General features: G+C 39.5%; 20 protein-coding genes. 2 read left to right on the top strand and 18 right to left on the bottom strand.

Annotation, left to right across the window (positions count from 1 at the left end; translation table 11 throughout):
- Window positions 1-18: 18 nt before the first annotated feature.
- From GHD25_RS14580 to GHD25_RS14550, 7 genes are all read right to left on the bottom strand, one after another.
- Window positions 19-1,002 carry an alpha-ketoacid dehydrogenase subunit beta gene (locus GHD25_RS14580; protein WP_164218114.1) on the bottom strand — a complete coding sequence of 328 codons (984 nt, stop codon included), beginning with the start codon at window positions 1,000-1,002 and terminating at the stop codon, window positions 19-21.
- A gap of 15 nt (window positions 1,003-1,017) precedes the next feature.
- Complete coding sequence (locus tag GHD25_RS14575; protein ID WP_164218112.1) at window positions 1,018-2,010, bottom strand: thiamine pyrophosphate-dependent dehydrogenase E1 component subunit alpha; 993 nt, start codon at window positions 2,008-2,010, stop codon at window positions 1,018-1,020.
- 211 nt (window positions 2,011-2,221) lie between these two features.
- On the bottom strand, window positions 2,222-3,643 hold the full coding sequence (lpdA, locus tag GHD25_RS14570; protein ID WP_164218110.1) for a dihydrolipoyl dehydrogenase: 1,422 nt from the start codon (window positions 3,641-3,643) through the stop codon (window positions 2,222-2,224).
- A gap of 13 nt (window positions 3,644-3,656) precedes the next feature.
- Entirely contained in the window at window positions 3,657-4,772 is a 1,116-nt protein-coding gene (buk, locus tag GHD25_RS14565; RefSeq protein ID WP_164218108.1) for a butyrate kinase, read from the bottom strand.
- Window positions 4,772-5,869 (bottom strand): branched-chain amino acid dehydrogenase, encoded by a 1,098-nt coding sequence (bcd, locus tag GHD25_RS14560; protein ID WP_164218106.1) that lies wholly within the window; start codon window positions 5,867-5,869, stop codon window positions 4,772-4,774. Before bcd ends, buk begins: the two co-directional genes overlap by 1 nt.
- 15 nt (window positions 5,870-5,884) lie before the next feature.
- Complete coding sequence (yqiS, locus tag GHD25_RS14555) at window positions 5,885-6,793, bottom strand: phosphate butyryltransferase (RefSeq protein WP_164218104.1); 909 nt, start codon at window positions 6,791-6,793, stop codon at window positions 5,885-5,887.
- Between the two features lie 117 nt (window positions 6,794-6,910).
- Window positions 6,911-8,980 carry a sigma 54-interacting transcriptional regulator gene (locus tag GHD25_RS14550; protein WP_164218102.1) on the bottom strand — a complete coding sequence of 690 codons (2,070 nt, stop codon included), beginning with the start codon at window positions 8,978-8,980 and terminating at the stop codon, window positions 6,911-6,913.
- Window positions 8,981-9,123: 143 nt separating this feature from the next.
- Between GHD25_RS14550 and GHD25_RS14545 the strand changes: the two genes are divergently transcribed.
- Both GHD25_RS14545 and GHD25_RS14540 read left to right on the top strand, forming a co-directional pair.
- The gene (locus GHD25_RS14545) at window positions 9,124-9,369 is read left to right on the top strand and encodes a DUF2627 domain-containing protein (RefSeq protein ID WP_164218100.1); all 246 of its coding nucleotides are present in this window, start codon (window positions 9,124-9,126) and stop codon (window positions 9,367-9,369) included.
- A 139-nt stretch (window positions 9,370-9,508) separates the two neighbouring features.
- Window positions 9,509-10,885: an aspartate kinase gene (locus tag GHD25_RS14540; protein WP_164218098.1), complete on the top strand. Its 1,377-nt coding sequence runs from the start codon at window positions 9,509-9,511 to the stop codon at window positions 10,883-10,885.
- A gap of 149 nt (window positions 10,886-11,034) precedes the next feature.
- On the opposite strand, the gene spo0A is transcribed toward GHD25_RS14540, so the two are convergent.
- The 11 genes from spo0A to nusB form a co-directional block, all read right to left on the bottom strand.
- On the bottom strand, window positions 11,035-11,811 hold the full coding sequence (gene spo0A, locus GHD25_RS14535; RefSeq protein WP_164218095.1) for a sporulation transcription factor Spo0A: 777 nt from the start codon (window positions 11,809-11,811) through the stop codon (window positions 11,035-11,037).
- Between the two features lie 298 nt (window positions 11,812-12,109).
- Window positions 12,110-13,390 carry a SpoIVB peptidase gene (gene spoIVB, locus GHD25_RS14530; RefSeq protein WP_164218208.1) on the bottom strand — a complete coding sequence of 427 codons (1,281 nt, stop codon included), beginning with the start codon at window positions 13,388-13,390 and terminating at the stop codon, window positions 12,110-12,112.
- 249 nt (window positions 13,391-13,639) lie between these two features.
- A complete protein-coding gene (recN, locus tag GHD25_RS14525) occupies window positions 13,640-15,364 on the bottom strand; it encodes a DNA repair protein RecN (RefSeq protein ID WP_164218093.1) in 1,725 nt (574 codons plus the stop codon).
- 18 nt (window positions 15,365-15,382) lie between these two features.
- A complete protein-coding gene (gene ahrC / locus GHD25_RS14520; protein WP_164218092.1) occupies window positions 15,383-15,832 on the bottom strand; it encodes a transcriptional regulator AhrC/ArgR in 450 nt (149 codons plus the stop codon).
- Between the two features lie 24 nt (window positions 15,833-15,856).
- Window positions 15,857-16,675: a TlyA family RNA methyltransferase gene (locus tag GHD25_RS14515; protein ID WP_164218090.1), complete on the bottom strand. Its 819-nt coding sequence runs from the start codon at window positions 16,673-16,675 to the stop codon at window positions 15,857-15,859.
- 12 nt (window positions 16,676-16,687) lie between these two features.
- Window positions 16,688-17,272 carry a hypothetical protein gene (locus GHD25_RS14510; RefSeq protein WP_164218088.1) on the bottom strand — a complete coding sequence of 195 codons (585 nt, stop codon included), beginning with the start codon at window positions 17,270-17,272 and terminating at the stop codon, window positions 16,688-16,690.
- 779 nt (window positions 17,273-18,051) lie between these two features.
- Window positions 18,052-18,936, bottom strand: a complete 885-nt coding sequence (locus GHD25_RS14505; protein ID WP_164218086.1) for a polyprenyl synthetase family protein — start codon at window positions 18,934-18,936, stop codon at window positions 18,052-18,054.
- A gap of 1 nt (window position 18,937) precedes the next feature.
- On the bottom strand, window positions 18,938-19,168 hold the full coding sequence (gene xseB / locus GHD25_RS14500; RefSeq protein WP_164218084.1) for an exodeoxyribonuclease VII small subunit: 231 nt from the start codon (window positions 19,166-19,168) through the stop codon (window positions 18,938-18,940).
- Window positions 19,165-20,511 (bottom strand): exodeoxyribonuclease VII large subunit, encoded by a 1,347-nt coding sequence (gene xseA / locus GHD25_RS14495; protein WP_164218082.1) that lies wholly within the window; start codon window positions 20,509-20,511, stop codon window positions 19,165-19,167. Before xseA ends, xseB begins: the two co-directional genes overlap by 4 nt.
- Entirely contained in the window at window positions 20,501-21,361 is an 861-nt protein-coding gene (gene folD, locus GHD25_RS14490; RefSeq protein WP_164218080.1) for a bifunctional methylenetetrahydrofolate dehydrogenase/methenyltetrahydrofolate cyclohydrolase FolD, read from the bottom strand. Before folD ends, xseA begins: the two co-directional genes overlap by 11 nt.
- Window positions 21,362-21,381: 20 nt before the next feature.
- Window positions 21,382-21,762: a transcription antitermination factor NusB gene (gene nusB / locus GHD25_RS14485; RefSeq protein WP_164218079.1), complete on the bottom strand. Its 381-nt coding sequence runs from the start codon at window positions 21,760-21,762 to the stop codon at window positions 21,382-21,384.
- Window positions 21,763-22,005: the final 243 nt, after the last annotated feature.

Raw genomic sequence — 22,005 nt, 5'->3', positions numbered from 1 at the left:
TTAAACACCTTCCTTCATTTAGAATTCCGCAAGCTCCCGCATCGCTTTTTCCACCTTGTCCGGATTCACCATAAAATATTTTTCCATTGTCGGGGCATATGGCATGGCTGGTACGTCTGGGCCGGCGAGACGCTGAACAGGTGCGTCCAGATCAAACAGGCAATTTTCTGCAATGATGGCTGCTACTTCACCAATAATACTTCCTTCTTTGTTATCTTCCGTAATTAACAACACTTTTCCTGTCTTTTTCGCAGCCTCAATGATCGCTTCCTGATCAAGGGGATAAACCGTTCTTAAATCCAAAATGTGTGCATCTATTCCTTCCTCAGCCAATTTTTCGGCAGCCTGAAGTGCGAAATGAACACATAAACCATAAGTAATGATTGTTATATCCGATCCTTCCCGCTTTACATCAGCCTTTCCAATCGGGAGTACATAGTCATCTTCAGGCACTTCCCCTTTCAGCAGACGGTATGCCCGTTTATGCTCGAAGAACAGCACCGGGTCATTATCACGAATGGAAGCTTTCAATAAACCTTTGGCATCATATGGTGTGGAAGGCATGACAATTTTCAGTCCGGGCTGATTGGCAAAAACAGCTTCCACAGACTGGGAATGATATAGTGCACCATGAACGCCGCCCCCATATGGAGCCCGAATGGTAATTGGTGCATTCCAGTCATTATTTGAGCGGTAGCGAATTTTTGCAGCTTCGGATATAATCTGATTGACTGCAGGCATAATAAAATCGGCAAACTGCATTTCAGCTACCGGGCGCATCCCGTACATGGCAGCACCTATCCCAACCCCTGCAATAGCGGATTCAGCGAGCGGCGTATCCAGCACCCGGTATTCGCCAAACTCTTCAAATAATCCATCAGTGGCGCGAAAAACACCGCCTTTTTTCCCTACATCTTCACCCAAAATAAAAACTTTTTCATCCCGCACCATTTCTTCTTTTAATGCAGTTGTTACAGCTTGTATATATGACATTACTGGCATTGTTTATCCCCCTCATTACTCCTCGTAAACAAATTTTAACGCATCCTCAGGTTCAGCATATGGCGCATTTTCCGCATAATCGGTAGCTTCATTCACCAAATTGGCGATGTCATCATTCAACTCCTTTTCCGATTCATCCGTAAGTATTCCGTTATCTTTCAAATAGGCTGCAAATGTGATAATTGAATCGTTTTTCCTTGCTTCTTCCACTTCATTACTTTCCCGGTATAACCGGTCATCATCGTCACTTGAATGTGCAGTCAAACGATACGTTATCGCTTCTATTAACGAAGGTCCTTCTCCATTTACCGCTCGTTCCCTTGCTGTCTTTACTGCTTCGTATACTGCTAACGGATCATTTCCATCTACAGTAACACCCGGCATTCCATAGCTCTGTCCGCGTTCAGCCACCGTCTCGCTCGCAAGTTGTTTTTCAATAGGAACGGATATGGCATATTTATTATTTTCGACCATGGTGATAACCGGTAATTTATGTACACCGGCAAAATTCAGTCCCTCATGGAAATCTCCCTGATTGGAAGAACCCTCTCCCAATGTCACAAAAGATACAAAACTTTCTTTCTCCATTTTTGCTGCAAGCGCTACACCAACTGCGTGAGGCAGTTGTGTAGTTACGGGTGAAGATCCTGTTAAAATTCTGTTCTTTTTCTGTCCGAAATGCCCCGGCATCTGCCTTCCTCCGGAGTTGGGGTCTTCTGCTTTAGCAAAACCGGATAACATTAATTCTTTTGCAGTCATGCCAAATGCCAGTACAACCCCCATGTCCCGATAATACGGAGCTGCATAATCCTTTTCCCTGTCCAGTGCAAAGGAGGCCCCTACCTGTGCTGCTTCCTGCCCCTGACAGGAAATAACAAACGGTATTTTCCCCGCACGGTTTAAAAGCCACATTCTTTCATCAAGCTTTCGGGCCAATAGCATGGTTTTATACATTTCAAGTACTTTATCATCTGTTAAGTTTAATGCTTTATGACGATTTTTTGACATGTTTGTCCCCTCCTTTTGTAACTTAAGAAATTATAAAATTAATAGCTGATATGCAAAATTTCATTCTTTCCGGTTCATCTCCCAGCAATAGCAATTTTTACGCTGTGACGAGCATTTGTCTTTATCCCGGATTTTTCATGGCAGAAAAACCATACCAGATGGTTCGAGGCTTAGTCAGCACATCGGTAACCAGGTGCTTCTGGATTTATTTTTATCCATGAATTTGATTTCCCTCCACTGCAAGTGCGGCCTCTCCCATCACTTCAGATAATGTCGGGTGCGGGTGCATTGATTGAGCTATTTCCCAAGGAGTAGCATCAAGCACTTTTGCAAGCCCTGCTTCTGAAATCATGTCCGTTACATGAGGGCCAATCATATGAACCCCTATAATATCTTCTGTCACTTTATCTGAAATGATTTTCACAAATCCGTCAGATTCACCGTGAACAAGTGCCTTACCGATAGCCTGAAATGGGAATTTTCCTGTTTTAATATCAAATCCTTTTTCTTCCGCCTGTTTTTCTGTCATCCCTACGCTGGCAACTTCCGGGGAAGAGTAAATACAGGAAGGAACATTATTATAGTCAATAGGATACGGATTTTGGTTGGCCATATGTTCTACTGCAGTGATTCCCTCGTGTGACGCCACATGTGCCAGCTGCATTCCGCCTATAACATCTCCAATGGCGTATATATGGGATTCTTTAGTCTGGTAAAATTCATTTGTCTTTATAACCCCATTTTCAACGGCAATATCGGTGTTTTCCAGGCCAATGTTTGTTGTATTGGCCTCTCTGCCAACGGAAATAAGCATTTTTTCAGCGTGAAAACTTTCCGTCTTTCCATTTACTTCAGCATCTACAGAAACCCCATCCACAATGGAAAGTGTTTCCGGGAGTGTTTTCGCATTTTTTACAAATTTGATGCCTCTCTTTTTCAATAGTTTTTCAGACTCTATTGAAATGGCATCATCTTCTGTCGGCAATATTCGGCTGCCATATTCAATGACAGTAACTGCTACACCAAAGTCTGCAAGCATGGAAGCCCATTCTATGCCAATTACACCGCCGCCAACAATTAATATCGACTTAGGCAGGGATTCCATTTGGAGCGCATCATCGGAACTCATTACAAAATCCCCGTCCATTTCCAATCCTGGCAATGATTTTGGTTTAGATCCGGTGGCGATGAGTACATTGTTTGGAACAATCATCGTGTTTTCCTCTCCGTTCTCATACTCGACAGAAATGGTTCCGGGCATTGGAGAAAAAATACTCGGGCCCAGTATTCGGCCAAACCCATGATAAACTTTTATTTTACCTTTTTTCATTAATCCTTGGACACCTTGATGCAGTTTTTGGATAATATTTTCTTTTCTCTCCTGGACTTTTGAAAAATTAATAGCAGGTTCCTTTGTAACTATACCAAATTGCTCTGCTTCTTTTGTCTGTCTGAATACTTCAGCACTGCGGAGCAATGCCTTTGACGGAATGCATCCCCTGTGAAGGCATGTGCCGCCAAGCTCTCCTTTCTCCACAATGGCAACCTTCATTCCCAACTGCGATGCACGAATTGCAGCTACATAGCCGCCGGTGCCACCTCCAAGTATCACGAGATCGTAATCTTCTGCCATACTGTTTCACTCCCTAAATGTTGTTTGGATATACTTTAGGTTTTTCTTCCTGTCTTAATACACGTAATACCCCTTCATTTAAAGCCTGCAATTCATTTTCCCCCGGGTAAACGACCGTATCTGCAATCCAGTTGACCCGTTCTGTAATCATTTCCACAAATTTCTTTCCATATGCAAGCCCCCCGGTTAATACTATGGCATCTACCTTCCCTTGAAGCACCGCACTCATGGAACCGATTTCCTTGGCAATTTGATAGGCCATTGCTTCGTAAACCTGTTTTGCACTTTGGTCACCGGAGGAAATGCGCTTTTCTACCTCCAAGGCATCATTCGTCTGCAAATATGCCATTAAGCCGCCTTGCCCAACCAGCTTTTTCATAATTTCATCACGGTAATATTGTCCCGAAAAACATAGTGAAACCAAATCTCCGGCAGGCACCGTCCCTGCCCTTTCCGGGGAAAAAGGACCGTCACCATGCAGTCCATTATTCACATCGATGACTTTGCCGTGCTTATGGCCGCCCACTGTTATACCGCCGCCCATATGCGTTACAATCAAACTGATTTCGTCATAGCTTCTATGTAAATCATATGCTGCCCTTCTGGCTACGGCTTTTTGATTTAAAGCATGAAAAATGCTTTTTCTGGGTATGTCCGGTACGCCTGAAAAACGCGCCACTTCCTCCAGTTCATCAACGACGACAGGGTCTACAATATAAGCAGGGATATTAAGACCCGACGCTATTTCCTGTGCTATGATTCCGCCCAGGTTGGATGCATGTTCTCCGTTATATCCAGTCCGGAGGTCATGAATCATGGCTTCGTTTACTTCATAGGTCCCTCCTTCAATTGGCCGCAATAAGCCGCCCCTTCCACAAACCGCATGTAATTTGGAAATATTAATTCCTTCATAATCCAATTCCTCAAGAATAATGTTTTTCCGGTAATCATATTGATCGATAATAAACATAAACTCTTTTAAATCTTCCGGTTTATGGCGTATTGATTTTTCGAAAATGCAAATGTCATTATCAAACACACCTATTTTCGTCGATGTAGAGCCGGGATTAATGACAAGAACTCGATATTTTGATTGCAAAGTGCAGACCTCCGTTATATCAAGCGGCATTACCTTCTGCTTAAAATATGATGATTGTTCAACAGAAACTGGTTTCTTGATTTTTTCATTGATGTTATTCTTTCTTCTGCCATTCTGTCAGCAGCTGCATGTGTAGGAATATGATCCCGTCTTGCTATTTCAAATACTTTCGTTAAATTGTCGTAAATGGTTTCCACCTTTTTCATTGCTCTTGCCTGATTATAACCGTTTAACTCATCTGCAACATTTATCACCCCGCCGGCATTTATTACATAATCAGGCACATATAAAATTCCCTTTTCGTGGATAATATCCCCATGTTTTGATTCTTTTAATTGATTATTTGCCGAACCGGCAATAATTTTAGCTTTTAATTTGGGAATCGTTTCGTCATTGATTGTTGCTCCCAATGCACAAGGGGCATAAATGTCACAATCTACATCATAAATATCATCCGGGTCAACGGCCTCAGCGTGGAAGGCTTCCACAGCCCTATTTACCGCCTCTTTATTTATGTCAGTTACAATTATGTTTGCGCCTTCTTCATGGAGGTGCTCACATAGGGCATAAGCTACATTACCAACACCCTGTACGGCTATAGTTTTACCTTCTAAAGACTCATTTCCGAAAACTTCCTTTGCAGCGGCTTTCATTCCTTTATAAATTCCGTACCCAGTAACAGGTGACGGATTGCCTGAGGATCCTTGTGATTCTGCTGAAATCCCGGTGACAAAGTCTGTTTCCATATGGATCAGGTCCATATCCTCTTCTGTTGTTCCCACATCTTCTGCTGTAATATAGCGCCCGTTTAAACTTTGGATGTACCGGCCAAAAGCACGAAACATTTCAGGGTTTTTATCTTTTCTTGGGTCGCCGATAATCACAGTTTTCCCTCCGCCTAAATTTAAGCCGGCAGCTGCATTTTTGTATGTCATTCCTTTTGCCAGTCTTAAAGCGTCTTCAATTGCCGCTTCTTCGGAGTCATATGTCCACATTCTAGTGCCGCCCAGCGCAGGCCCTAACGTTGTATCATGAATGGCTATAATTGCTTTTAAACCTGAATTTTCATCCTGACAAAATACAAGCTGTTCATAATCGTATTTTTCCATGTAAGTAAATATTTCCATCGTATATTCATCCTCCTAATATTTTCTTGCGGAAATTAACGCCAATGTTAATGAGTATAATTTATCTTCAGCGGCGTCGGCCCTGGAAGTTACAATAATTGGGGCTTTTGCTCCACTGATTATTCCTGCTACTTTTGCTCTTGCAAAATAGACAAAAGACTTGTATAAAGCATTTCCGGTTTCAATGGAAGGAACCAGCAATATGTCGGCAGAACCGGCTACATCGGAATGAATTCCTTTATGATCAGCCGCTTTCTTTGAGATGGCAATATCAAAAGCCAGCGGCCCATCTACAAGACACCTGCTTAATTGCCCTCTTTTCTGCATTTGCGTTAAAGCGGCTGCATCTACAGTGGCTTCCATCTTCGTATTTACCGATTCCACTGCAGCAATAACAGCGACTTTTGGAACGTCTATCCCGATGCTGTGAGCTGTTTTTACCGCATTTTTAATGATCGCTGCTTTCTCCTCCATGGTTGGTGAAATATTCATCGCGGCATCGGTGAGAAAATAAAGCTTGTGTTGATTTGGTATTTCAAAAAGTGCTACATGTGACAGGACTTTTCCTGTCCGCAAACCGTATTGCTGATTTAATACAGGTTTCATTAATTCTTTTGTAGACAGATTTCCTTTCATCAAAATTTCTGCCTGATTGCTGTGTACGGCTTTTACTGCACCTATGGCACTCTCCTCCACTGACTCCGTATGCTCAATACGAATCTTTGGGCTTGTTATATCCAAATTAATCTTATTTGCCAAGTCTGTAATTTCATATTGATTTCCAAACAGTAAAAAACCGCATAAATCCTCCTCCATGGCCGTTTTAACTGCCTGTAAAATTTGTTTTTCCGCCGCATTTGCTACAGCTGCAACTCGGTGTCTTTCCTGCTTTACCTTTTCTTTAATGGCAGCTAATGTTTTCATCTTATCCTCCTAACATCCTCCATATTTTATATTGCAAGAATCATGCCAATCCCAAATCACTTGTAAGCGCTTCATTTACGGAAAAGTATATATGCAAAAATCTGCATTTCTTGCAATTTACTGCATGCTTTTTCTTTCAAGCTGATACTTGTCCATTTTATAGTATAAATTCCTTAAGGAAATATTTAACATTTTAGCGGTTTTAGTTTTATTGTATTGATTTTGTTTATAAGCTTCATAAATATATTCTTTTTCAAATTGATTTAACGCTTGCTGTAGTGGTTTCTCTATCGAAATATTTTCTTTTTTATCGGAATGGTTTATTGCGTCACCGGAAACATTAAGCTCCGGCAAATGATGTTTTTTTATCGTTTCCTCATTTATATCCATATAAATCATTGCCCGGCCAATGACATTTTCCAGCTCCCGTATATTACCCGGCCAATGATAGCTGGTTAATTTTATAAGTGCTTCTTTTGAAATATGCTTTATTTTTCTGCCATAATCCTGATTTAATTTTAGAATAATATTTTCGGTTAGCTCCGGTAAATCCTCAATTCTTTCCTGTAATGAGGGAATATAGATGGGAAGGCGGGTTAATCTGTAATACAGATCTTCACGAAATGTTTTATTCATAATTGCCTTTTCCAAATTAACATTTGTAGCAGTTATTACCCGTACATCTATGGAAATGGGATCGGTCCCCCCAACACGGACAATTTCGTTTTCCTGTAAAACCCGCAGCAGTTTGGCTTGCATGTTTAATGAAAGTTCCCCTATTTCATCCAGAAAGATGCTTCCATGATTTGCCTCTTCAAACAACCCTTTTTTACCTCCGTGTTTTGCTCCTGAAAAGGCTCCTTCTTCATACCCGAAAAGTTCACTTTCCAATATGCTTTCTGAAATGGCTGCACAATTAACCCGGATAAATTTCTTATGCTTCCTGTCACTTTCATTATGTATCGCATGGGCAAACAGCTCTTTGCCTGTACCCGAATTACCGCGCAATAAAACAGTGGCCGGCGTTCTTGCTCCTACCTTTGCCTGTTCCAAAGCCAGCTTCATTTCAGGTGAATTCCCGATAATGTCATCAAAGGTGTATTTTGCTTCCAGATTCCGGATGATCTGTCTAGCCCGCTTTAATTCACTTGTTAGTGACTGAATTTCCGTTACATCATGTAAAACACCGACACTTCCTTTTATGATTCCATCGACGATAATAGGTGCTACATTAACATATACGTCCTTCTTTTTTGGACCGACCTTCATCCTTGCCCCGCGTACCGGCCGGCGGGTTTTCAGCACCTTCATATGCATGCTCTCCCCTTCGGAAATATCTGCAGTTGCCGGCTCTCCAATAATATCGGACTCTTTCATGCCGGTAATACGTAAATAGGCAGGATTGATCATTAAACCGATGCCTTTTTCATCAACTACGCTTATTGCTTCATCGGACGATTGGATGATTGCTTCCAGCATGGTCTTTATTTCATTCAGGTCTGTATTTTCTTCCGCCAAATTCATTACTTCAGTAATATCCTTAAACACAGCAAATGCGCCAACAAGGCTATCTTCATTATTGATAATCGGGATGCGTGTTGTAATAATTTTCTTGCCGTTTTTTAATACAAGCTTTTGATTTACTTCTTTCTTTTTATCCCGCAGTACATCCGGCAGCCTTGAATTGGAAATGACATTTCGAATATATTTTCCTTCAAACTCTTGCTTCGTACTGCCAATAATTTTTACTGCGCTGTGGTTTACAAACTGAACTATACCCTCATGATCAACAACAATCATACCATCTCTTATATTATCAAGGATCAGATTTTGGTTATTCATTTGTAATTTAATCCTGTTTAATAAGGCCTCTTTTTCATTGAATAATTCAGAAATGATGTATGCTACCGTACCTGGAATTACGACGGTTTTCCCGCTTCTCTTCCTTATTAATTCTTCAAGCACGCTGTCGTCGCCTGTTGCTTCTACAATAATATCTATTTTTTTGTTCAGCTGTTTTTTCCAATCAGAATAGGTTGGAATGTTATATTTCTCTGCCAGCTTTATCCCTGGGGCATCAAGGTTTTTATCAACCACCCCGGCTATTTTTAACTTTTCAGTTGCATAAAATATATTCAGTAAAGCTGTCCCGCCTTTACCGGCACCAACAATTAGTACAGATTTCATAAACATCCCGCCCTGCATTGTTTTGCATGTTTTCAGCATACAATACTATGCAATGTTTGGCAAACATCTTTGATTCCTATTTTTATTCATTATTTGTTATACTGTTAATGGTATTCATTATTTATCAACTAAGGGGAAGTGTGATGTACAGATTTATTGCAGTGCTTCTGCTTGTAATCCCGGGTGTGCTTGCAGCATACGGAATTAAACTGATGAGAGATGCCATATTTAATGAACTCGCAGCCGTATTTTTTCATACCAGCATTCAATTTATTATCGGGTTAATTTTATTTATAGGCGGCATCGCTTTTATAGGCGGTTTTATCGTGCATCGGGATCGAAAGCGGCAAAGGGTAAGGAAACAGGAAAATCAAAACAAGGAAAATTAATTATTTAATTTTCATGAGTGGACAGCGGTTCTGTTATGCAGCCATTATTCACTCCAGCTTCTTTTAATAAACACTTTCAATCCTGTTCAGATATGTTATTATGTAAAATAGATTAAAAACATGGAGGTATGATAGAAACATGAAGGTTTCAAAATTCGGGGGAACTTCTGTAGCAAATGCAGCACAGATTAAAAAAGTAGCAAATATTGTTACAAGTGACCCTGAAAGGAAGTTTATTGTAGTATCAGCACCCGGAAAAAGATCTGAAGAGGATTTTAAAGTAACAGACATGTTAATTCAGCTTGGGAATTGTTACCTTAACAATGAACCTTTTGAAAACTGTGAAGAAATTGTTATGGAACGATTCAGAGAAATCGTGGAGGAGCTGAATCTTCCCGAGTCTCTGTTGGGAGAGATCAATGACAAAATCAAACAAGTTCTTCAAATGCCCTCTTCCAACACAAGAAAACTAAATGCTTTGAAAGCAATCGGTGAAGACAGCTCAGCAAAAATATTGAGCGAATACTTGAAAACAATCGGCATTAAAGCATCATATGTAAATCCGAAAGATGCCGGAATTATTGTCAGCTATAAAAACGGCAATTCTAAAATCCTGCCGGAAAGCTATGAAAAAATACATCAATTACGTAATTTGGACGGCATATTGGTGATTCCCGGGTTTTTCGGATATACAGAAGATGGTCAGCTTGTCACCTTTTCCAGAGGTGGTTCAGATATAAGCGGTTCAATTATAGCTGCAGGTGTAAAAGCATCCCTGTATGAAAATTTTACAGACGTGGATTCTGTATATGCAGTTAACCCAAAAATTGTTAAAAACCCTAAGAAAATTAATACATTAACCTATAAAGAAATGCGGGAACTGTCCTATGCCGGTTTTTCTGTTTTTCACGATGAAGCTTTAAGGCCTGCATTTGATAAAAAAATTCCTGTTTGTATAAAAAATACCAATAAACCTGAACTTCCGGGCACAATGATCATTGCGGAGAAAAAACAAAACCAGAAATGTGTTGCCGGAATTGCCAGTGATACCGGATTTTCAAGCTTGTACATCAGCAAGTACTTAATGAATCAGGAAGTTGGTTTTGGCAGAAAACTATTTGGAATTCTTGAAGATGCCGGCGTATCCTTTGAACATGCCCCATCTGGTATTGATGATATGACGATTATTATACGGGACAGTAAATTATCGAAGGAAAAAGAAGCTTATATTCTGAAACGAATAGAGGAAGAACTTGATCCTGACACAATCAAGATGGAGCGCGGCCTTGCGATTGTTATGGTCGTTGGTGAAGGTTTAGTGAGCACAATTGGTATTGCGAGTAAAGCAACTGCAGCTATTTCCAATGCCAATGTAAATATTGAAATGATCAACCAGGGTTCTTCGGAAGTTTCCATGATGTTTGGCATTAAATCGGAAAATCTGGATAAAGCAGTAAGATCTTTATATAATGCTTATTTCGAAGAAGTCGAATCAAAAGAAAAAGCAACTGTATAAAAATAATAAAAATACCGATGGGATAGATAATCCCATCGGTGTTTTTATTAAACGAATTTTCATTATTTCCCCTGAAACAGGGCAAGCCATTTTACCTTTTGTGTGTAAATTGGCATTGTCCTATCCATGCATCAGCATATTTTTTGACCTTAACTTGCCCTGTGCTCCAGACGCAGACGATCAGCGACCATGGCGATAAACTCCGAATTGGTCGGTTTTGCTTTGGTAATGCTTATAGTATAGCCAAACAAGGCTGAAATGGAATCAATATTTCCCCTGCTCCATGCTACTTCTATCGCATGGCGAATTGCCCGTTCAACCCGTGAGGAAGTTGTATTATATTTTTTCGCGATATCAGGGTAAAGTACTTTTGTAATGGAACCAAGCAATTCAATATCATTATATACCATTGTAATTGCTTCCCGTAAATACATGTATCCTTTGATATGAGCTGGTACACCAATCTCATGAATAATATTCGTTATACTTGCTTCCAGATCCTGCTTTTTCTTTTCCCTCTTAATTCCTTTTCTGGAGCTTGAAGGCAGCGAGGCACTGTTTCCCTGTACCTGCCTGATTTGATCAGACAAATTATCCAGATCAAATGGTTTTAATATAAAATAGGACGCCCCGTAATCGACGGCTTTTTTCATTACTTCTTCCTGTCCAAATGCTGTAAGCATAATAACATGAGGTTTATCAGGGTCATCTTTAATTGAATTTAATACATTAAGACCATCTACATGCGGCATAATGATATCAAGCAGAAGCACATCCGGCTTAGTTTCTTCCAGTAAACTTAAACAATCTTTTCCGTTGTAAGCCGTTCCAATGACTTCAATATCCTCCTGTTCATCAAAGTAGTCCTCCATTAATTGCACAAGCTCTTTGTTATCATCCACTAATACCACTGAAATTTTATCCACTGCAAATTTCCTCCCTTTATGTAATTCATTCGCCTTCACTTACTTACTTATTCTACATATATTATAAATATCCTTTTTTATTTCGAAAAAACTTTGGATTTTTTTAGAATTTCTTTAGTTTACTTCGATTTTCTGCTGTTTGCGATATAATTTGATTAATATCGACAAGTCTTGTCGAAAAATATTTATTTTATTATACCATAAATTTATCTGAAATATCTATAAAGAAGAAAAATATAATAAATTTCTTTGCTTTTTGATTAAAAAAACTTGTGGATGAATTCATCCACAAGTCTTTTTAACCAGCTTTTTCTTCTGATTTTTTTCTAACACTGATTCCTGCATCATTGAGCATCCATTCTATATGAACGCCGTATCCTGAAGTGGGGTCATTTACAAATACATGTGTCACTGCACCAACAATCTTTCCATTTTGTATAATTGGGCTGCCGCTCATTCCCTGAACGATCCCGCCTGTATGCTTTAGTAATTCAGGATCAGTAATTTGAACCACCATTCCTTTGGTAGCCGGAAATTTCTGAGGAACAGAGCTTACAATTTCAATATCGAACGCTTCCACTTTTTCACCTTCAACTACTGTCAGAATTTCTGCAGGTCCTTCTTCTACCTCATGGGATAATGCTACAGGCATTGGTTCATCATAGGAACCATTTTTTATCGTTTCATCCAGCTTGCCGAAAATGCCGAACGGACTATTTTTGGTTATTGAGCCTAATTGATCACTATCACTGGAAAATCTTGCCTGTTTTTCACCTGGTATTCCATTATTGCCCTTTTCAATTGAATTGACAGATGACCTAACAATAGTACCGTTATGAATTTCAATTGGCTTTTGCGTATCCATGTCAGATATCACATGTCCGAGTGCACCATATTTTTGCGAATCGGGATCATAAAATGTCATGGTTCCAATCCCTGCGGCCGCATCACGGATATACAAGCCAATTTTGTACTCCTTATCATCTGTATCTAATTGTGGCTTTAACTCCGTTTCCATTGTTTGCTTGCCTCTTTTTATTTTTACGGTTAGCGAATCGCCATCTTCTCCGGCTGATTCAACAAATGGTTTTACATCTTTCATTTCTTCTATGGGATCACCGTTTATATTCAAAATAATGTCTCCCACTTGAATGTCTGCTTCTTCCCCCGGTGATAAAGCTGTATCATCCACTTTTACCAGGTGATGGCCGACAACAAGTACTCCTTGAGTGTGAAGCTGAACGCCGATTGATTGGCCTCCAGGAATGACGTTAATATCATCTAAAACGGAAAGATTAACCTTTTTTATCGGAAAGCCGGCAACCTCATATGTCAACTCACTGTTCCCGGCTTCCTCTGCATAAAAATTGGAGGAGTCAATCGCTTGAACACTTTCTTCTGAAGTGCTGATCGATACATTTTCACCCAGTTCCGGAAGTTGTATTGGAGTCTGATCGTTAAAGGTAACAATTTCATCTGGGATGGAAAGATATTGTTGAATTGGGGCGGAAAAAGGAATTGTCAATACAAATATAAGGAGAAGCGCACCAATTATCTTTCTTATTTGATCCGTGTTTATCCATTTCAATTACTTCACCCTCCTTATTCCAAACCCATACCATGTTTTTATCTGTATTTCTAATTTGACCTTTCTCCCTCTGTTTTAAACTGGTGAAACATAAGAATGCTGTGTATAATTTCCTATTTGAAATAGAGGCATCCATGCATAATTCAGTAACGATGCACGGAAGGATTCAATTCCATGTCATTTATTTGAAAGTGAGGATAAAATTTTTCCCGTGGAGAAATAATAAAAAAGCCGGCTGTATTAGTTTCCGGCTTTTTTAATCAGTTTATTCTTAAATTTTTCAGCCAGATCAAGCATTTCCCTGGCATGCTCTTTTGCCGTTTCTGTCAATTCCGTACCTGTAATCATTCTGCTCAATTCATCAATTTGTTCATTCGGAATTAGTTGGGAAATAATTGTCGTTGTTCGGTTATTAATTACACTTTTTTCAATTAATTTATGTGTGTCTGCCATGGAAGCAACCTGTGGCAAATGTGTAATGCACAATACTTGTGATCCGGCAGAAATCTGATAAATCTTTTCTGCGATAGCTTGAGCTACTCTGCCGCTTACTCCTGTGTCGACTTCATCAAAAATAACACTGGTAATACCCTGATGTCTGGCAAAGATTCTTTTTAAGGCAAGCATGATTCTTGAGAGCTCTCCCCCGGAAGCAATTTTATGCAATAGCTTTAATGGTTCTCCCGGGTTGGTAGAAATTAAAAAGTGTACATGGTCAAAACCATTTTGATGCAGTTTCGGCTCTCCTTTAGTCTCAGTATCTGAGTTGAATTCGATTTTAAATGAAGCTTTTTCCAAATACAAATCTTTAAATTCTTTATACATCTCTGCAGTAAGTGCTTTTGCTGCATTTTTCCTGCTGTCATGCAATTGCTTTGCTTCCAAATATGCGTCTTTTTCTTTTTCAATTATTTCTTCCTGTAAATTTGCAAGATGGTATTCTTTATTTTTAAGCTGATCAATTTCTTCTTCTATTTTGGCAGCATATTTGATCATTTCGTTTACAGTTGAACCGTATTTTTTCTTAAGTCTGTCTAGCTCATCAAGACGGGCTTCTATTTCATTTAATTGATCCGGATCATATTGCTGCTCATTCATGTAGCTTCCCAATTCAAAGGATAATTCTTCGAGGGCAAAATAATGATCTGCTATTTCTTCCCCTTTTTCAGCAATAAATGGATCATATTTGCTGTTATCGAGTAAAGAAGTTTGGGCTTTATTTACCCATTCCAGCCCTTTTTGTTCACCATATAATGCGTTATAAGCATCTTGTATCGAATTGTATATCCTTTCAAAATTCGCAAGCTTGTTTCTTTTCTGTTCCAGTTCGACGTCCTCATCAGGTATTAATTCGGCATCTTCAAGCTCTTGTTTTTGAAATTCGAGCAGATCAAGACGATGCGCATTCTCCTGTTCATTTTCATTTAATTTCTTAAAGCGTTTTTTTAATGATTGCAGACTTTCAAACAAATCAAGATATGTCTCTTTTTCCTTTCTTATGCTATCAGGATCGTATAGGTCCAATAAATCGATATGATTTTCCGGGTTCATTAGTGACTGTGTCTCATGCTGGCTATGGATATCAATCAGCGTTCTTCCAAATTCCCTTAAGATGGCCAGAGTAACCAGCTTACCATTAATTCTGCATATACTCTTTCCGCCTGCTGTAATTACTCTCTGCAGGATAACCTGCTGATCTGATATTTCTATCCCATAGGTTTTTCCAATCTCAAAAACACGGTGTTGATCGTTCTCTATTGTAAATAATCCCTGTATTTCGGCTTTCTCACTTCCATGTCTTACAAACTCAACAGATCCTCTGCCTCCCGCCAATAACTGTACAGCATCAATAATAATGGATTTGCCTGCACCCGTTTCACCGGTTAGCACAGTCAGGCCATCGTTAAATGTGATGGATATTTTATCAATAATTGCAAAGTTTTTTATAGATAACTCTGTAAGCAACCTGGACTCACCACCATGTTATAGCATTTCGATAAAACGTTCCTTAATTGTTTCTGCATCTGTATGTGTCCTGCAAATAATTAAGCATGTGTCATCCCCGCAAATGGTACCCATTATTTCCTCCCAATCCAGATTATCGATGAGAACCCCAATCGCATGGGCATTTCCCGGTAATGTTTTCAGAACAATAAAATGACTGGCATGGTCTATTTTGACAAATGCATCCATGATTAAACGCTTTAATTTATTTAACGGGTTAAATTTCTGGTCTGCAGGCAGGCTATATTTATATGTTCCACTTGTTGCCGGCACTTTTACGAGACGGAGTTCTTTAATATCCCGTGATACTGTTGCCTGTGTCACATTGTAGCCCATGCTTTTTAATCGGTCTACAAGGTCGTCCTGTGTTTCGATTTCATTTTCTGTGATAAGTTCCCTTATTTTAATATGACGCTGGATTTTGCTCATTTTGCACCTCACTTTAATTAAATATTAGGTGGAAGGATGGAGTTTTTCCTGAGCCTGGCTAACCAGTCTTTCTGTATCCTCATCCGTCAAATTGATACTATCAACTTCTTTTTTCCAGCCGAAATGGGCAAGAAATTCAATATTGCCGTCTCCCCCTGTGATGGGTGAAAATGTAATTCCGCATAAATCATAACCCTCTTTTTTTGCAAAATGAACGATATTTTTTACTACCTGCCCGTGCACTTTTTTTTCTCTTACAATGCCCTTTTTGCCAACCTGATCCCTGCCGGCTTCAAACTGTGGTTTAATTAAGGCAATGATGTCACTATTTTCTGCAATGATTTTTTTTAATACCGGTAAGATAAGTTTTAAGGAAATAAATGAAACATCGATGGCAGCAAAATTCGGGGTTCCCTTCTGAAAGTTTTCCACGCTTACATACCTGAAATTAGTTCTTTCCATGGCAATTACCCTTGGATCGCTTCTCAGTTTCCAGTCAAGCTGATTATAGCCGACATCGACGGCATAACTGAGTTTAACGCCATTTTGCAGGGCGCAATCGGTAAAGCCGCCAGTAGATGAACCTACATCCACCATTATTTTATCTTGTAAAGAAATGTGGAAGTGCTGTAAGGCTTTCTCTAATTTCAATCCGCCGCGTCCTACATAGCGTAATTTTTCCTTGATTTTTAAAGGAGCTTTCTCATCGACTTTCATTCCGGGTTTATCCAGTCTGACTTCATTGGAAAAAACGAGTCCGGCCATAATGACACGCTTTGCTTTTTCCCTGGTCTCAATCAAATTTCTTTCCACTAATAATACATCCAAACGCTTTTTTCCCATATCAAATATCCTTTACTGATTTTTACTTGCCGGCAGCACTTTTATTTTAAATTTGTTTTGAATGATGGCAATGACTTTTCCCGCAAAAAATATAATCTTGGTGGAAGCGTTAATTGCAAAATACTTGCCAACTGCTTTTCCTCCAACGGTGAGAGCAGCAACGAGGCTTGTCAATAAAACAGATAAAAATATCTGATAGGGTGAACCTTCTCCATGTCCTGATATAGCAGCTATTTGAAGTACCACAATCGCGGTAGCCGTACCACTGACAATTCCCGATATATCACCTATTACATCATTGCAGAAGCTGGCAAATTTGTCTGCATTCCTGATGATGGCTACAGCTTCTTTTGCTCCTGTTACCTTTTCGGCTGCCATGGCATGAAATGGTGCTTCTTGCGCAGCAGTAGAAGCTATGCCGAGCATATCAAATACAACGCCAATTAATACAATGACGAGTACAATGATTAAACCAATCGTCCATATAACTCCACTTAAGAGAGAGGATGATATAATTGAAAAAATAGCCGCTAACACAAAAGTGATAACGGCAATTACAATACTAAACCTCATAGAGCGTCTTATTTGCGATTTCATTTTATACCTCAATTTTCATTAATAATTTCATGCTTCCTTACAAATACTATGTATAAGGAATGGTCATTTAAAAGGTTAAGACTGCGGCTTAGGTCCAGTAGGTTTTCCCAGATGAATACCCCATGTTGCCATGCAAGGCGGTTCCCCTTTAAATTCATCTCGGCTTTGTTGCCAAGAGCCGGACTGGATTACCACTTAGTCCGCACTATAATCCCTTTTAAATGTCAGTGAACAGTCTAGGAGATTTCCTCAACAGTCTTTAACCGCTTCCTAGCCTCTTTTGCAGTGATGATTTCATAGAGGTAAAAATAATAATCCGGTGGCCACCCGTTTTATTATTCTAAAACTCTAATCCCCTCATTCACCACTCAAGGCAGGCTACGCTGCACGCCATGTATCCCATACACTTCATGCAGGTTCATACCCCATTCCATAACGGCTCCTAGGCTTAGCAGCCATTACAGAGATGGGCCTCCACGGTAATCGGGTCAACGCCCACATGCCTTTGTGGATCGCCCGAAAACCTTAACTTCCAGCATCAACCCAAGGCTGGGCGCCTCAAGCCAACACAAGAAACTTCATCGATGTGCCCTTTGGCGGATTTTTAGGCCCGCCTTCAGAAACGGTAGACTGACTAGAATACTGCACCATTCCCATTTGTATTAATTATATCATGTTTGACTGTAAATTTCTATAAATTCATCAGTGTACAGGGAACTATAAATCAAGAATGCTTTCAATTAAATGGCGAAGTCCTTTCGGTTTCAGCACCCTGGGAATTAGTGGTCCCTTTGGCTGAAATGTTCAGTTAAAGCCATAAGATACGAGTTTTCCGCCTTTGCTTTTGTCAAAGCTTTCTTTGCTTTTTGTACATACATTTCTTTGTGTTTTTTCGCTCCATCCAGACCCAGTAGATTGGGATAAGTACTTTTTTTGTTGTCTTCATCACTGCCTGTAGATTTACCAAGTTTCTCCGGGTCTCCTGTTACATCCAGAATGTCATCCTGCACCTGAAAAATCAGACCCAAATAATATGCAAATTCTTTTAAACAGCGGATTTCTTCATCTGAAGCCCGGCCGAGAAAAGCCCCTGCATATACGGAAAATGTTAAAAGCTCCCCGGTTTTAAGTTCATGTATCGTTTCAAGCTGCTGAAGATTAATTGGTTTATTTTCCGCTTCCATATCCATAATCTGTCCAGCTACCATACCGCCGGGACCTGCTGCTTTGGACAGCATTTTCATTAACTCCACTTTTTCAAAATCCTCCAGATGCTGGTCATCTGCAATAATTTCAAAGCTGTAGGTCAATAATGCATCACCGGCCAAAATAGCAGTTGCTTCATCAAATATTTTGTGGTTTGTAGGTTTTCCCCTCCGAAAATCATCATTATCCATTGCCGGTAAATCGTCATGAATGAGTGAATATGTATGAACTAATTCAAGAGCAATGGCTGGGGCCATTGCCTTTTTAATATTGCTGCCATAATTTTCATAGCTAGCAATTAAAAGAATCGGGCGCAGCCTTTTGCCGCCGGCTTCAACAGAATATAACATGGAAGATTTTAGGCTTTCTGGAATATCCAGCTGTTTTAAATGCCGGATCAGCTCTTGATGAACAATCTCTTTATATTTGTCAATATATTCATTCAGGTTTACTTGCAAATCATTCTTCCTCCTGTGTGTGAAAAACATCAATTTTGCCTTCTTCACTCATTATTTGTGTCATTTTTTCCTGGGCATTTTCCAGTTTATCATTGCAAATTTTGGATAGCTGCATGCCTTCCTGATAATAATTAATTGCTTTTTCCAGCGGTATTTCACCTTCTTCGAGTTTTGACACGATCTCTTCCAGTTTTTCCATTGCTTCTTCAAAAGAAATTTCATCTGTTTTCATGATCTATTCTCCTCCACATCCAGTACACTACAATTTAATCTTCCATCAGATAAATGAACGGTGATGGAATCCAGCTTTTTAACTTCCCCTGCGGATTTAATTATTTGCCCTTCAGCAGCGTACGGTATGGCGAATCCGCGTTTCATAACCTCCAGGGGATTAAGCAGTGTTAATTTATCTATATTGTTCAATAAATACCGTTTTTTTCTCTCAATTGCCTGGTTCACATACGTATTTTGTCTGTGGGTCAGTTCATTTAATTGTTTTTTAAGTTGAACCACCTGTTTTTTTGGGTGCTGTCTTATTAGCCTGTTCGCGAGATTTTCATTTTCTTTGCTTTTATTTAAGATATGATAATGTAACGATTTTTGCATGTCATCAACATATTTATCCAATTCCTGTTCCTTCTGCTTCAGCAGCTGTTCGGGGTAACGAAATGCATAGGATTGTTTTATTCTTCTCAGGTGCTGTCGGCGGGAAGAAATTTTGTTATTCAATTCCCTGAACAGCGCCTTTTTCATTTTTGCCAGGTTTTCTTTTAATTCCTGCTGTGACTGTACAGAAAGCTCTGCAGCTCCTGTTGGTGTCGGAGCACGTAAATCTGCTACATAATCGCTGATGGTAATATCTGTTTCATGCCCGACTGCCGAAATAACAGGAATAGTGGAATAAAATATTGCTTCTGCTACCACTTCTTCATTAAATGCCCAAAGTTCCTCGATGGAGCCGCCGCCCCGGCCGACGATCAATAAATCAAATAAACCTGAGCTGTTCGCCCTTTCGATTCCTCTTTTAATGGAATAAGCAGCAGTAGGACCTTGTACCAATACAGGGATAACTGTCATTTGCACGATGGGATATCTTCGTTTGATCGTTGTGATGATGTCCCTTACTGCAGCTCCGGTGGGAGAAGTAATAATCCCGATGTGTTTAGGGTACATTGGAATTGGCTTTTTATTTTTAGCATCAAAATATCCTTTTTTATGTAGTTTTTCTTTTAGCTGTTCATATGCCAGGGACAGGGCTCCTATGCCATCCGGTTCCATTTGCTGAATATACAGCTGATACTGGCCAAAAGACTCAAATACACTTATTTCACCCCTTACCAGCACATTCATTCCATTCTCCGGTTTGAATTTCAATGAGCGGTTATTGCCTGCAAACATTACTGCCTGCAACCGTGACTGATCATCCTTAATGGTTAAATACATATGGCCCCTGCTATGATGTTTAAAATTTGATATTTCTCCTTTTAACCAGACGTTTCTTAAATGTGGATCTGAATCCATTTTTCTTTTTATATATTTCGTAAGTGCCGTGACAGTTAAATATTTATCCTTCAAGGGGATCCAATCCTTTTGCAGATTTAATGGTGTTTTTTAATAACATGGCAATAGTCATAGGTCCAACGCCTCCAGGTACAGGGGTAATGTAAGAAGCTTTTTCCTTTACTTTTTCAAAATCAACATCGCCTGTTAATTTTCCGTTTTCCATGCGATTGATTCCCACATCGATTACAGCTGCTCCCTCTTTAATATGTCCCTCATTAACGAAATGAGCTTTTCCTGCAGCAGCAATCAAAATATCTGCCTGTTGTGTATATTTCTTTAAATTTTCCGTTTTTGAGTGGCAATAAGTCACTGTTGCATCTTCATTAAGCAATAGTTGGCCAACAGGTTTTCCTACAATATTGCTTCTGCCTATAATAACAGCGTGTTTTCCTTTTAATGGGATATTCTTTGATTTCAGCATCGTGATGATGCCGTATGGTGTACATGGAAGAAATGTATCAGTACCTGTCATCATTCGGCCGATGTTAACTGGATGAAAGCCATCCACATCTTTATCCGGACTGATGGCATCAATTACTTTTTGTTCACGAATGTGCTCGGGAAGAGGCAATTGTACAAGTATACCGTGGACAGAATCATTTTGGTTTAATGCTTCTATTTTTTGAAGAAGTTCGTTTTCCGTAATAGAACTGGACAGCTCTATAACCTCGGAATCAATACCGGTTTCATTGCAGGCCTTCTTTTTGCCTTTCACATAGGACTTGGAGGCTGGGTTATTTCCGACCAGGATGACAGTTAACTGCGGAGAAATCCCATTATCATTTAACTTGGAAACTTCCGCTTTCATTTGTCCCTTTAATTCGGCAGCCAAATCTTTCCCGCTAATTATTTCAGCTGGCATAGGCGCAATCTCTCCTTTACTTATTTTTTTATTTTTGACAGCACGCCATTAATAAATTTCCCCGATTTTTCATCACCAAATATATGACCGAGTTCAACAGCTTCATTGATGGAGACATTTACCGGGATATCATCTGAATATAGTATTTCATAAACGGCAATGCGCAAAATATTTTTTTCGACAGAAGCAATTCGCTGGATAGACCAATTTTCCAGATGATCTGCTATGACCTTATCCAGTTTAGTTTTATTATCTGCTACACCTTTTACAATCATTGTTAAATATGGATCCGAAACTCCATCTTCCAGGAAATCATGTATTGCCTGATCGGGATCATTATCATTGATATCCAATTGGAAAAGTATCTGAAATGCTTTTTTTCTAGCTGTATGTCTGTTCATTCATTAAAATCTCCTTTTTGCAAATAAGAGCGGGGCTGCTCCTTACAGATAATAACATGATTAATTTGGAAGTGCCACAATGAAAATGGGTGCTGATGATTGACGGTAAAATCCTTCTGTAAATTATTCGGTACAATCAATAATCCCTGTGATGGCAAGGGAGCAATACCAATACAATTAGTCGTGATATAAAGGGCTGTCCCCGAAATAATCCCCATCCGGGAAAGGACAGCCCTTATCTTT

The sequence above is a fragment of the Virgibacillus aidingensis genome, assembly GCF_010994035.1.
Taxonomy (GTDB): Bacteria; Bacillota; Bacilli; order Bacillales; family Amphibacillaceae; genus Virgibacillus_N.
This window is presented reverse-complemented; position numbering and strand designations above follow the sequence as displayed.

Excerpts from the sequence above, each read along its gene's own strand:
- GHD25_RS14580 (WP_164218114.1), bottom strand. The coding sequence starts at position 1,002 with ATGCCAGTAATGTCATATATACAAGCTGTAACAACTGCATTAAAAGAA.
- GHD25_RS14575 (WP_164218112.1), bottom strand. The coding sequence starts at position 2,010 with ATGTCAAAAAATCGTCATAAAGCATTAAACTTAACAGATGATAAAGTA.
- lpdA (WP_164218110.1), bottom strand. The coding sequence starts at position 3,643 with ATGGCAGAAGATTACGATCTCGTGATACTTGGAGGTGGCACCGGCGGC.
- buk (WP_164218108.1), bottom strand. The coding sequence starts at position 4,772 with ATGCCGCTTGATATAACGGAGGTCTGCACTTTGCAATCAAAATATCGA.
- bcd (WP_164218106.1), bottom strand. The coding sequence starts at position 5,869 with ATGGAAATATTTACTTACATGGAAAAATACGATTATGAACAGCTTGTA.
- yqiS (WP_164218104.1), bottom strand. The coding sequence starts at position 6,793 with ATGAAAACATTAGCTGCCATTAAAGAAAAGGTAAAGCAGGAAAGACAC.
- GHD25_RS14550 (WP_164218102.1), bottom strand. The coding sequence starts at position 8,980 with ATGAAATCTGTACTAATTGTTGGTGCCGGTAAAGGCGGGACAGCTTTA.
- GHD25_RS14545 (WP_164218100.1), top strand. The coding sequence starts at position 9,124 with ATGTACAGATTTATTGCAGTGCTTCTGCTTGTAATCCCGGGTGTGCTT.
- GHD25_RS14540 (WP_164218098.1), top strand. The coding sequence starts at position 9,509 with ATGAAGGTTTCAAAATTCGGGGGAACTTCTGTAGCAAATGCAGCACAG.
- ahrC (WP_164218092.1), bottom strand. The coding sequence starts at position 15,832 with ATGAGCAAAATCCAGCGTCATATTAAAATAAGGGAACTTATCACAGAA.
- GHD25_RS14515 (WP_164218090.1), bottom strand. The coding sequence starts at position 16,675 with ATGGGAAAAAAGCGTTTGGATGTATTATTAGTGGAAAGAAATTTGATT.
- GHD25_RS14510 (WP_164218088.1), bottom strand. The coding sequence starts at position 17,272 with ATGAAATCGCAAATAAGACGCTCTATGAGGTTTAGTATTGTAATTGCC.
- xseB (WP_164218084.1), bottom strand. The coding sequence starts at position 19,168 with ATGAAAACAGATGAAATTTCTTTTGAAGAAGCAATGGAAAAACTGGAA.
- folD (WP_164218080.1), bottom strand. The coding sequence starts at position 21,361 with ATGCCAGCTGAAATAATTAGCGGGAAAGATTTGGCTGCCGAATTAAAG.
- nusB (WP_164218079.1), bottom strand. The coding sequence starts at position 21,762 with ATGAACAGACATACAGCTAGAAAAAAAGCATTTCAGATACTTTTCCAA.